Origin of the sequence: Fictibacillus sp. FJAT-27399, from assembly GCF_001510655.1 — a bacterium.
Lineage (GTDB): Bacteria > Bacillota > Bacilli > Bacillales > Fictibacillaceae > Fictibacillus_C > Fictibacillus_C marinisediminis.
This window is the reverse complement of sequence record NZ_LMVC01000001.1, coordinates 146,061-159,207: the sequence shown is the minus strand read 5'-3', so window position 1 is coordinate 159,207 and position 13,147 is coordinate 146,061. Positions and strand designations below refer to the sequence as shown.

Here is a 13,147-nt window from a genome sequence, read left to right as displayed (position 1 = left end):
TTATAAAGTAAGCTGGCCATATTGCATTGCATAGGTCAGTGAGGACAACAGTATGAACCCTATGTATAAAAGCGATACAGCAGCAATGATATAGGTCTTCGATTTATAGCTCGCCTGTTTTAATCCGGTATACGTTAAATAAAATGCCCAAACGGTAAATAGCGACATAAATCCAAAAAGGGATATGATAAACGCGTTATTGGTCATGTAATTGGCGATGACTCCTAGACTTAACGGGCTGAGTACTTCATTCGTGTCAAGCATCCCTTGAAACGGAAGCTTAATGAGGGCGGAAATTAAGAAAACACAATAAACAATCGATTGAAGAACAAAGAGTTTCTTAAAACCAACCTCTCTAAAGAAAGGAAGAAAAACAATCGACATCAAAGATATAACAACAGCAGGCGTTATTAAGCCGATCAAGCCTCCTGCCACCATTAATAAATATTTGCTTGCCTGCAGTTTGGTTTCTGTTAAATTCACTTCTTTTACAATCGGCATATCCAGCAGATGTTCTGCTGAAAGAAAATAACTGATCGCAGTCATAAAGGCACTTACGATACAGATCATCAAAAACCGCAAAAAAAATCCTTCCGCTCTGTTAAACCGGCGGAAATAACCAAATTGCTCCCTGGGCTGAACCAGACTTTTCAAAATATGCACTTCACCCGGCAACTTATGGTCCCCCTCCATTACTTTCTTTTTCCTCCATCATATCACAATTTTTTTATCTATTTTGTCTTGATTTGGCAAATAACGTATTTTTATTTTTACAAAACCCTCTATTCCGAATGATTTTAAAAGGCAAATTCTTACACGATTGGCATCGGCCGAGAGCTGAACGCCTATCATTCAGATCTGGAAAAAAACCGATTGGGAGAAGGACTTTCCCAAAATTGCTCTATCCGCGAAGGTCACTGTGAATATCGTGGATCACGGGATCATCTACTAAAAAAACGGGGCTGTCCAAGAAGTCTGTAAGCTGTTGATTTCCGTTCCAGGCTGCTCGCTTTCCGCGGGGCGTGCGGTGAGCCTTACCGGCGTGAACGCCTACTTTTTGGTGCAAGCACCGGCGGGAGTCTCACCTGTCACGCTAGTCCCGCAGGAGTCTCTAATCTTCCACCTTCAATTAACTTTTCATTGAAGATTTTTCAAGCCAAAAAGAGGCTGCCTGAAGGTCAATTTTCGACTTTCTGGACAGCCCCTTTTTTTACGTATTTTCAATTGCTGTCCGGCTGCCATTTCCTTCGGCATTAGCAGGGGTGACAATCAATTTCTTCGTTAATCTTGCTTTGAGTTCCGGCACATGAGAAATGATGCCGACTGACAAAGCGTTTGTATGAAGCTTTTCCAATGCCGTGACGACCGTGTCCAGCAGCTCCTGATCGAGCGTGCCGAACCCTTCATCCAAGAAGAAAAACTCAAGCGGATATTTCCCTCTAAGCTGGATCTGTGTGGACAAGGAAAGCGCCAACGCAAGGGACGTCAGGAACGTTTCACCACCGGATAGCGTTGAAACAGGTCTTTTAACACCGCCGTTCGCATCATCTCGGATGACAAATCCATTATACGAGTCCACTTCAATCGCATACCTGCCGCGGGTTAGCTGGGCAAGACGGTTTGAAGCATCGAGGCTTACTTGAACAAGCTGCTCTTCTGCAACATATTCAACAAAGCTGTTGCCTCTGAAGACGGCTTGCAGTTTACCGAGAGTTTTAAGCTGTTCTTCCACTTCTCTTTTTTCTGTTTCAAGCTCATTGTAGCGGACATGTCTCATTTCCAGGTCCTTATGATACTGTCCTGCTTCTCCCATCTTCTGAATGGAGGTCTGAAGCTCTTCCTTAACACGCTGTAAAGAAGCGGTGATTTCATCCCATTGCTCCTTCGTCAACAATGCTCCATTTAATTCATTTGCTATTTTTCGTTTCTCTGATTCCGTCCGTTTGCATTGATCATGATACACATCAATCTCTGACTTCCATGATTTCTGAACCTGTTCAGATGCCATGCATTCTCTTAATTTCTCCATTGATTCAAACTGCGAAGACTTTCTTTTTTCTTCCCATGCGATAAGACATTCTTCTTTTCTTTGTTCACTTTTTTCTTTTGCATCCAAAGCAGAACGCCATTCTTTATCCTTTGTATGATAATGATCCAAAGCCGCTTTTCTTTGTGCTTCAAGCTGTGTCACTTGTTCCGAAAGACTGCTGAGTTTTTGCTCAGTCTGCTGAAGATAAGCCTCCGCATCCTGTCCGCCCGTAATTCGTTCTGACTTTTCACTTAATCGCGTGTATTCCTGAAGCAGACTGCTATGCTCTATTTCAAGCTTAGTAATGCTGCGGTCGATATCGATGCTCTGTTTTCGGCACTCCTCGATAATTTTTTCTTTTTCTTCAATAAAAGGCACTGCTTTTAGAAGACCTTCTTCTATCTTCTCCCGCTGGGCATCCAGCGACCGTACCCGTTCTTTTTCTTCTTTTACCTGGCCGGGAGGAAGGTCTGGAAAACGCTCTTTCCAACCGGTCTGCTGCTGCTTCAGTGCAGACTCCAGCTCAACAAGCTTCTCCCTGCGTTCCTCTGCTTCCTTCTGTAAATTATCAAGCTGTGCATTTACCTTATGTTCAACGGAAGATAATTCATGGAACTCAGAGCGGATCCTTTTCGTTTCATCTTCGATCTGAAGGATGTCCTGTCGCAATCCTTTGACACTCACCCTTGCAGCCTGCAGCTGCTGATTTAGATCTGAAAGGGAATGAAGAGATATCTGCTTTTCTGATGGAGAAGAAATCAGGCCCGCTGCAGCTTCAGATTTCTCTAGAAATTGATGGAGATCTTCGGACATCCGTTCCATCCTGTTTTTCATCAATAGAATTTCATTTTTCAATTCTGCTGAATCCCTTTGTATCACTTTCATCTGCTGGATCTGTCCGGCAGCCTCTTCGTCAGGTTTAAAATACTCCATTGGATGAGGATGGTCCAGTGATCCGCAAACCAAGCATGGCTCACCGTCCATTAACTGTTCAGAAAGTTTTGCCGCCAGGACTTTCGCCTGGTCCAGCTCTCTTTTAGACACGAGCTGCTCTTCCATTTCCTCGGCCGTATGAGTCATCAGCTCTTGACCATACTGAAGATCGGACAGCTCATTATAAAGTGCAAGAATGCGGTTTCCTGTTTGCTGAATCTTGTTTTCAAGCTGTTTTTTCTTTTCGTTCAGCCGCTCCGATTCGGCTTCGTTTGTACCCAGGAGTTTAATGGTTTTATCAAAGGCTGCATTTGCTTCCCTGAACTGTTTGGCTGTATAGTCCATTTCCAAAGCATACTCAACTGCATGGTTAATCCTCTCTCTGTCTGCGGAAGAAACACTTGTTGCTTTTAACTGCATTTGCAGTTCATTCTGCCGGTTAATGGCTTTATGCAATAATTCTTCTGCCGCTTTCTGCTGGCTGTGGACCGAACGCTGCTGTTGCTTCTGTTCTGTTAGAATTTGCTTTTTTTCTTGTGCGCTCTTCTTTTTCAAACGCGCTTCTTTTTCCATTTCTATGGCTGTAAGAAGCTGTTCTTTCCTTGCGATCAGAAGCGGTTCTTGGTTCTCTTTTTCTTTTTTTGCTTCTTCATACCTATGATCCGTATCATCCGCCCGTTCTTTCGCCTGATAGGTCTGAACGCGCAGTTCTTCTTCTCTTTTTATATAATAAGCCCATTCTTCCTCGGCCTTTTCAGCGGCATCACCATAGGGCATCAACAGATCTGCAGTCCTTGCGTTCTGCAATTTTTGTTCAAAGGTTTGAATCCTGCCGGCATTTGTTTGAAGCCGTGCTTCTTCCTCTTCCAAAGCTTTCAGCTGTACCTGTGCTTGCCAGATCTGTCTATTTTTTTCGTAGCTTTGTTCTTGTGCCTCTGTCTCTTTCCTCTTTAAAGCTACCTCTTGCTGAGCTTGATTCCAGGCCATCTCAGCATCCTTGAGGGCTTCCTTGGAGGCATCGCCAAGACCCGCCTGCTCTGCAGACAGATGATCCTTGACCCCTTTTGCCTCTTCCACACGTTTCTTTAATTTCTGGTTTAAACTGTCTCCGTACTTTTCAAGCTGAAACAGCCGCTGAAGCATCTGTCTCCGTTCTGCTCCCTTTAACGATAAAAACTCAGCAAATTTTCCTTGGGGCAGGACAACCGCACGCGTGAAATCTTCAATGGTAAGTCCAAGAAGCTGCTGCACCTGCTGTGTTACATCCCGTTCTTTATCAGCATGGACCACCCAGCTATCATTCTCTTTTTCGAGCAGCCTGCATGTGCTGGTGCGAATCGTGTGCTCACCCGTCCGCTTATAGTTCCGTTCAATTTTATACCGTGAAGGAGCTGATCCCACACCAAGCTCAAATGTAAACGATACAGAAAGTGTGTCCTCGGCATGGTTCAGTATGCCCTGTGTGCCGCCAGCTGCCCGTTCTACTTTTCCATACAGCGCAAGGGTAATGGCATCAAGAATGCTGGATTTGCCGCTGCCGGTTGGGCCGAAGATTCCGAAGACCCCTCCCCCGCACAGCGTATCAAAATTGATGCTCTGTTTTTCGCGAAAGCTTTGCAAACCTGCCACCTGCAATAAGATCGGCCTCATTCTGCAGCACTCCTTTCCTCTTCTTCATCTGAAATCAGCTCGAGAAAAAGGGACATCACCTTTTCATCCGGAATACCGCCGCCTGTCTGACGTTCGTAAAATTTACTGAACAGCTCGTCGATGGGCAGCTTCTTCTGTACAGCCATTTCCTGTGAAGTGCTGTTTTCAAAAATGGGTTTGATATGAATAATGCCTTTATGGGCTTTTCTGATGTATTGTATATCTTCCATCGCGATGCTGTCCTGCACAGAGATAGAGAGATCCACCCATGCACTGCTGTTCAGCCCTTCCTCCAGCCAGCGGTAAACCTCTGCTACTCCTTTTGCCTGATAGACGACCAGCGGCTTTCCGCATGTCAGCGGAATCTCTTTTATCTCAGCAGCTTTACCTGGTTCAACATCAACAATAGTGACGGATTTCGTGTGGCCTGCTTCCGAAAAACTGTAACTGAGCGGCGAACCGGAATACCGCGCGGCCGTTTTGGCCCTCTTGACGTTCTGGGGCCGATGGAGATGGCCAAGAGCTACGTATTGTGCAGCTTCCGGCAGTGTTTCAGCCGCGACTGTATAAGCTCCCCCTATATGTACTGGCCGTTCTGAGTCACTCTCGTTGCTGCCTGCAACATATAAGTGGCTCATCGCGATATTGACGCATTCAGGTGAAAAATGGCCCGACATCATTTGAAAATATTTTCCGACCCAGCTATCGTACTCATTTCGTAACTGCAGTTCTTCTCCGGAATCAGAAAGCATTTCTCTTAATCTTGATTCTGAGGGGTAAGGCAAAGCACAGACATTCAATTTCTCCTGTGTGCGCTTAATGCCATATGAATACATTTCCGTCCCAGGCAGCCCGACAAGTGTAATGCCGAGATTTCCTGCAAGGGGTGAGGAAGCGGAAAGACGGTCAGGATGGTCATGATTTCCCGCAATGGCGATCACATGCCGTTTTCCTTTATCGCTCAGCCGTGCCATCGTATCATAAAACATCTGTTCCGCTGCAGCCGGCGGGTTGACTGTATCAAACACATCACCCGCCATGATCACTGCATCTACTTTTTCTTCCTCTGCGATGCTGACCAGTTCATCGAGAAACTGCTGCTGTTCTTCGAGTCTGCTGCGCCCTTCCAGTGTTCTTCCCAAATGCCAATCTGCCGTGTGAAGCAGCCTCATTCTGCTCCCTCCTTTTCTTTCTTTTACAACTCTATTTCACTTGCAATAAATGGCCTCCGTCAAAGAAATACAAATAACTCTCTTTAACCGGCTTCTTTAAGATCCGCTCTATCGCTTTTCCATATAGCTCCAGCTGCACACGATACCGTTCAAGCAATATCTGCTTCGCTCCATCAAATCCTCCGGCAAAGCGATTGCTGATGGTATCCGACTTATAATCTATCAAAATAAACCCATCTTCTTCTGCAATCATACAATCGATAACACCTTGTACAAGAATAGTTTCTTTGGCTGTACCCTGCCATGTCAACGCGGCTTCCTCCACGGGGAGCGCCATGCTGAACGGCATCTCTCTTATGATGTTTGGTGCCTGGCTTACCCTTTTTCCAATGTCGGTTTCAAAGAATCTGGAAATGGCGCCAAAGTCAATATGAGCAGCCTGTTCGTCTGTTAAAAGTTCCTTGTTCACCATTTTTGCAAGCAGCTCTTTAATCTGTTCGGGTTCAGCCTGCAAGGACAGATCAATATGCTGCATAACAGCATGCATGGCCGTTCCCCGTTCTGCCGCTGTCAGCGTTTTTTCCTGCATAAACCTAGGCCTGCTCGCATTTGCCGACGAAAAGCCGCCAGCCAACGGACGATCGCTGTACTCATCGAGGAACTGATACTGTTTTTTAATTTCGGTGACCGACTGCTTCGATAAAGTCGCCGTCGATAGTTTGTAGCCATATTCCCAGTTCAGACGCCGTTCTGCTTCTTCTTTTTCCTCAGAACCGAGATCGACAGACTTGTATTCTTTAATAGCTGATAGAATTTCTTCCTGAAGAATTTTTCTGCCTTCGTGTTCTTCTTCATAATCCGCAGCATCAAAGATATCGATCCGCCACTTCGCCGGGTCAATATACGTTTCGCCTCTTCCCTGTTCTGCACTTTGCAAATGGTTTCTCAGATCGCCGCTGTCTTTGTGTCTGATTACCGCGCGGCCAATCCAGTCCAAATAGCTTTTTGCCTGTGAGCGGTCATAGTCCGGGAGAAGCCATTCTTCGCTTCCCAGTGCTTCTCCCCATTGATTGACAGACTTCTCCAGATCATTGAGTGTCCCCAGCAGATATAGCTTTTCTTTCGCCCGTGTTAAGGCGACATACAATACCCTCATCTCCTCTGCCAGCAGCTCCATTTTCTTTCTGCGCTGAATCGCTAGCTGCGGAAGCGTAGGATAGGCCACCCTGAATCTCGGATTAATATACCGTGTGCCAAGCCCGAGTTCTTTATGCAGAAGAACGCTCTCCTTCAGGTCCATCGTATTAAACTGTTTATTTAACCCCGCTGCAAAAACAACCGGGAATTCCAGACCCTTACTCTTATGAATCGTCATTACCCGCACGACATCTTCCTGTTCTCCAAGTGCACGGGCCGCACCCAGGTCCTTCCCGCGGTCCTGCATCCGTTCGATAAATCGAAGAAATCGGAAGAGCCCGCGGAACGATGTTTTTTCGTATTGCCTTGCCCGGTCGTATAGCGCACGAAGGTTAGCCTGCCGCTGTTTGCCACCAGGAAGGCCCCCTACGAAATCAAAATAGCCCGTTTCCCGGTAGATTCTCCAAATTAATTCTGCAAGAGAACCTTGTCTCGCGGTTTCACGCCACTGACCGAGCTTCTTTGTAAAGTGCTGCAGCCGGCTGATGATGTTTTCATCTTCTCCGGTGGCGATGTATTCTGTCACTGCGTCAAAATAGGTGCCTTTTTTATCTGCCAGCCGGACAGCGGCCATTTCATCCCCGGTGAACCCTACAATTGGAGAACGCAGTACAGAAGCGATCGGGATATCCTGCAGCGGGTTATCAACGACTTTTAACAGGGAAAGCATAATGTTGACTTCCACAGCTTCGAAATACCCGCTAGAAAGCTCTGCGTAAGAAGGGATGCCCTGGCGCTTGAACTCTTCCAGGATGATGGGAGCCCAGGAGCTCGTTGCACGGAGCAGAATAACGATATCTTTATATTTTACCGGCCTCATGTTTCCTGTTGTCTTATCAAGAACCTGATAAGAGGCATTACTCTCTGTGCCGATCAGCTGTTTAATTTTCTCTGCCATTACCCTTGCTTCAAGCAGTACTGTTTCACTGTCCGATTTCTCGCTTTCACCGGTCGCTTCACCCTCTTCATCAAGTACAGGAGAACTTTTATTGATGAGCAGAAGTTCTGCTTCCACTTTAGCGGTTTCCGGATAATAATTTGCGCCAAAAGAAAGTTCAGCTTCCTTGCTGTATGCGATTTCGCCAACAGACTCATTCATGATCTGCTTAAAAATATAGTTAGCAGCATCAAGTACTTCCGAACGGCTCCTGAAGTTTTTTGCCAGGTCGATCCGCAGTCCGTTTCCTCCATCACCCTGCTTGGAAAATTGCTTGTATTTCGATAAGAAAAGTCCTGGTTCAGCCAAGCGGAAACGATAAATGCTCTGCTTCACATCCCCGACCATAAACAGGTTCCCTTGTTCTCCTTTTCCTTTGCTGACCAGCCTGACAATGGTTTCCTGCACGAGGTTCGTGTCCTGATACTCGTCAACAAGAACCTCTACAAAACGGTTTCTGTATTCAAGCGCTGCAGAAGAAGGTACAGGGTTCTCAACTGTTGAAGAAGGCGCGCTCAAGATCTCCAGGCAAAAATGTTCAAGATCCCCAAAATCAAGCAACCCCTTTTCCTGCTTTTCTTTTAAAAAACGGCGGCCAAACTCTTGAACCAGTTCTGCAAGATATTTTACAACCGGGGCCATCTCCTGCAAGTGAATCACATACGACTCCGGCGGCCTGCTGAACAGATCTTCTTTAATTTGAGAGACTTTCTTTTTTACCTGGTCCCGCATCTTCTTTACTTTTTCTTTGAGAACAGGATCTACCTCTTTTCCGCGCACCTGTTTCATCGTTGCAAAAGCACCGGATTGAAACACGTCATAAAGCTCTTGCCAGGATAAGACTGCAGCGGCTTCAAGGCGCTTTACAAAAACCAGATCGTTTTCAATCGTTTCTCCGTATGCGGCAGGTCCTTCAGGAGACCGTGCTGTGTCAAGTGCACGTTCAAGCACGGTTCCTAAGCCTTTCAGCTGCATCGCCACATCTTCCAGCAGCTCTTTCGTCCAAGGCAGATCATCGATTATCGCCACTTCACCAGCATCATACTGAGCCGCCATTTGCTGCAGCCATTGTGCCGGTTCAGGATGGCTTCTTGAAAAATCATAGAGCTTTAGAATAAGGCGCTGCAGTTCAATATCATTCCGATCTGAACTGTATGCATCAACCACATCAAAGAACGCATGGCCCTCTCCCTTGCTGTACTCTTCTTCAAACAGATTTTCCAATACTTCCTGCCTGATTAATTCTGCTTCGGTGTCATCGGCAATCCTAAAGCCCGGATCCAGATCGATCTGATAATAATACTTTCTCAGTACTTCAATACAAAAGGAGTGAAGCGTGGAAATGGAGGCTTTATTCAGCAAACCGAGCTGCCTTCGCAGATGGAGCGAGGCCGGATGCAGAGAAAGCTCTTTTTCAATCGCATCTCCTATCCTTTTTCGCATCTCAGCAGCGGCGGCGTTTGTAAATGTAACGATGAGCAGTCTGTCGACATCAGCAATTTCTTTACTGATCATCGAAATAATCCGCTCAACAAGCACGGCTGTCTTTCCCGATCCTGCTGCAGCAGCAACAAGAATATCCTGCCCTCTCGATTGAATCGCTTGCCACTGGTCATCTGTCCATAAGCTGTCTGCGGGCTTTTCTGCTATTTTAATCATCGCTGCTTCCTCCTTCCTCGTTCATTTTGGCTAATATATTCTCATCACTTTCGTCTTTTAACAGCCTGTATTGATTTTCTTCGAGCGACTGGTCGAACTGGCATACCGAACGATAGGAGCAGAAGGTACATGGCACTTTACTTTTCATTTGATATGGGGAGATATCTATGACCCCTTCCGTAATGTCTGTGCCGACATCCTTAATGACCTTTCGAACATAGTTCGTCAGCGTTGAAAACTCTTCCTCGGTTGCTACAGATGAGTGAGTAGGATGAAAACCTTTCGAAGTAATGGAAACAGGTATGATATCTGATTTCTTTTCAAAGACCGTATCCATCAATTGCACCGTCTCAGTATCTGCCAGCACCAAGCCTTTCATCTTGAACTTCTTGTAAAGTTCGTGCTGCACCTCTTCAAGCGTCAGCAGCTTTTTGTTTGAAACTAATGGGTTATGGATGTGGAAATACAGAACACCGGCCGGGTGTGCTTCCCTTCCGAGCCATTGTTTGGAGTGGCTGATGACAACATCAAGATACGTAAGCATCTGCAGGGTGATCCCATAATAAACTTCTGAGAGGTTTAACCCTGTCGAGCTTGATTTATAATCAATGATTCTTAACATCAGTCCGTCTGACCCTTCGGCGGAATCCACACGGTCAATTCTTCCGATAATCTCCATGGTTGTGCCGTTTGGCAATTGATATTTAAGCGGCGGAAGGGGCTGCTGTTTGCCGAACCCCAGTTCAAGGCCGATTGGAGCAAAGCCGCTGGCTCGCGCATGCTCGCTTAACATATGGGACGCTCTGCCGACAATATCCTTTAATTTGCTCTTTATATATAAATGGCGTTTCGTACTGAGCAAGATCTGGCTCTGAAGTTTTAATGCGAGGCTTTCCACCATGTCTCCCGCAATGCGGTAACAATCCTTCATGGAAAGATCGCACCAGCTCATGTGGTTGGAGCCCAGAAAATCATCCATGTTCTTTAGAGCAGCATGAAACAGCTGACCGATATCAGGTGCTTCCAATCTATACAGCTTTCTTTCCTGTAGCTTCAGCCCATAGGAAAGAAACTGTGAAAAAGGACATGACTGGTGCAGTTCCATCCTTGAAACGCTGGCCGTAATCTCATTTCCGTATAACTCTTTCGTTAAAGCCGGTGTGAGGTTGTTTTCCTGATTAAAATAAAATAGACTTCCCAGCACGGTTTCTCCCAGCCATTTCCACCTATCCTGAACGGTAGTCCAATTGTAAACATCCCACCAAACCCCTGAGATGGGATAGCCTTTCTTCCATTCACGCAGCTGGGTATTGAGATAGGAAATCGCCTTTTGAGGATGCTGGATATAAGCCAAATCGTTGCCGTTTTCCGGATCGCTTTGAATCAATTCTTCTTTAAGTCCAGGGAACAGTGATTTCACCCTGCCGATCACCATGGAAGGAAGCAGATTCTTCCCCTCCTCATCTGCCAGCGGATAAGAGATATACAGCTTGTCTATGGCATTCGCCAGTGAAAGATAGATGAGGAATTGTTCATCTAAAAGCTGCCTTCTTGAACCAGGAGCAAGAGGCAGGCCGTTCTTTTCAAGAACATTCCTGTCATCTTCTGAAAGTATTCCTTCCTCCTTCGGCTTTGCCGGCAGAATCCCGTCATTGACACCCAATATGAAGTGGCATTTTACGCCTGAGTAACGGGAGCGGTCCATCGTTCCGGCGAGCACCTGATCGAGGGCAGGCGGTACGAGGGCAAACTTTAGGCTTTCTAAGCCTGTATCCAGCATTTTGATCCATAGATCAAGCTTGATGCTTTCTTCACCCGTAATCTCTACCATCTCATCTAGAAGCTCTACAACTGCATCCCAGACCTGATCATGTTCTCGTGCAATCCTGAGCTTGCCTTCCTGCTGTGCTCTTTGACTGAGACGTTCAAGCTTCATCGGGATATGCAGACGTTCAAGATAAAGAAACAGCACCTCACAGAACCCCCGGACATTGTCCGCGTTTTTCAAGTCATGTGAAAGTTTGTCCAGCGGAGACGCAACCATATGCCTGACTTCATTCAGCCGCTCCTGCTTTTCTTTTTCCTCATCTGTCTGGACGAATTCATGTTCTTCCAGCGCCTGAAAACGCTGCACCTTCCACGGCTTCTTCTCTATCCAGCGATATCCCTGAATGCCGTATGCGAGCACATAATTCTCCAGTTCATCCATTTCATGGCGAAGTTCTGCCCATGAAAAATCACTGTCTACAGGATAAAGCAGATCTGTTTTTACAGCACGGAAAACCGATTCGTACCGCCAGTTGCTTGTCACAGCTTCCAGCGACGACCGGATCAATTCAACGAGTGGATGGTGAAGCATCGGTTTCTTCTGATCTAAAAAGACGGGAATTTCATATTCCTCAAAGACCGTTTCAATCAGGTCGTAATAATCATTCATGTTTCGAATGGAGAGGGCGATCTCCCTGTATCGGTAGTTTTCATCACGGACAAGGCGGATGATCTCCCTGGCAGCGGCCTCGATTTCCGTTCTCCGATTAACGGCAGATTGAACAGAAATGCCGTTTGGCGCATCAAATTCCATAGCTGGCCTGCGGTCGAACTGGCTTTCTAAATGAGCCAGAGACGGTGTGCCGCTGAACCTTGGCGTTTTTTCCAGAATAACCGGCTCTCTTTCAAACACACCCTCTTCCTGTGCTATTTTTTTAATGGAGAGAAGTGTATTTTTCGGAGTATAGAACAGATCAAGCTCATGGGGATGTCCAGCACTTTCGTATGAATCAAGAGTCAGGGCAACTGTTACATGATCTGCATGTTTCAGCAGCATCCGAATGACTTCAAGTTCCTGCGGCGTGAACTGGTGAAAACCGTCTATGTAGAATTCAGCCTCTTTTATATACTCTGAATAAGGAATCTTCTCTGCCAGCAGCCTTAAATAATCCTCGGTATCCACGTATTTATGAACCAATGCTTTTTCTAATTCTCCGTAGATCAGGGCGAGGTCCGTAAGCTTGTCCTGAAGAACAGTTCCTTTTGCGTCGCTGTTAAATTGCAGCAGCGTCTGAGCGTTCCAGTCGAGCTGCTCGGCATCCACGCAGTATCGCTTGAATTCAGTGATCATATTTTCCATAAGTTCATAGAATCCATTCTGATCTGACGCTTTTTTAAATACCTTTAGATCCTGTTTTTTGTTTTCTATTATTTTTCTGAGCATCATGTTCATTCCGACACTTGTAATATGAAGTCTGGTCATCCCTCCGACATCACCGAGGACTTTCCATGCCATACGGGAAAAACTGAACACCTGGGCACGCATCATTCCTTCGAGGCCAGGTGTCTTTGCCAACTCATATTCGGATTGAAATGTCATCTGATCGGGCACCAAATAGATAATGGGTTTTCCCTCCGGATTTGCAAAAAGAGATTCTCTGATCTCGCTTAAACTGCGGTCACTCTTTCCGCTTCCGGCTCTTCCAAGAATAAAGCGCAAACTCATATCCTCACCTCTGTCAACCTAATAATCTTAAACCTATTATCTCATAAAACAGTATGTAAAAGAATGATAACGACTGC

The 13,147-nt window shown here is 46.0% G+C and carries 6 protein-coding genes; 1 reads left to right on the top strand and 5 read right to left on the bottom strand.

The genetic code is table 11. The features are described 5' to 3' along the window. On the bottom strand, positions 1 to 675 hold the full coding sequence (locus tag AR335_RS00860; protein WP_062231275.1) for a YIP1 family protein: 675 nt from the start codon (positions 673 to 675) through the stop codon (positions 1 to 3). A gap of 310 nt (positions 676 to 985) precedes the next feature. Here AR335_RS00860 and AR335_RS23435 point away from each other — a divergent pair, with 310 nt between their 5' ends. Beyond that, complete coding sequence (locus AR335_RS23435) at positions 986 to 1,144, top strand: hypothetical protein (protein WP_156418811.1); 159 nt, start codon at positions 986 to 988, stop codon at positions 1,142 to 1,144. A gap of 66 nt (positions 1,145 to 1,210) precedes the next feature. Here AR335_RS23435 and AR335_RS00855 read toward each other — a convergent pair whose 3' ends face one another. Genes AR335_RS00855 through addB form a run of 4 tightly spaced genes read right to left on the bottom strand, consistent with a single transcriptional unit; the run spans position 1,211 to position 13,070 of the window. Next, positions 1,211 to 4,612, bottom strand: coding sequence for an AAA family ATPase (locus tag AR335_RS00855; RefSeq protein WP_062231274.1), 3,402 nt, complete (start codon positions 4,610 to 4,612; stop codon positions 1,211 to 1,213). Further along, positions 4,609 to 5,784 carry a metallophosphoesterase family protein gene (locus AR335_RS00850; protein ID WP_053354823.1) on the bottom strand — a complete coding sequence of 392 codons (1,176 nt, stop codon included), beginning with the start codon at positions 5,782 to 5,784 and terminating at the stop codon, positions 4,609 to 4,611. Before AR335_RS00850 ends, AR335_RS00855 begins: the two co-directional genes overlap by 4 nt. A 31-nt stretch (positions 5,785 to 5,815) precedes the next feature. Beyond that, positions 5,816 to 9,577 (bottom strand): helicase-exonuclease AddAB subunit AddA, encoded by a 3,762-nt coding sequence (gene addA, locus AR335_RS00845; RefSeq protein WP_062231273.1) that lies wholly within the window; start codon positions 9,575 to 9,577, stop codon positions 5,816 to 5,818. Further along, a complete protein-coding gene (gene addB / locus AR335_RS00840) occupies positions 9,570 to 13,070 on the bottom strand; it encodes a helicase-exonuclease AddAB subunit AddB (RefSeq protein ID WP_062231272.1) in 3,501 nt (1,166 codons plus the stop codon). Before addB ends, addA begins: the two co-directional genes overlap by 8 nt. Positions 13,071 to 13,147 lie beyond the last annotated feature (77 nt).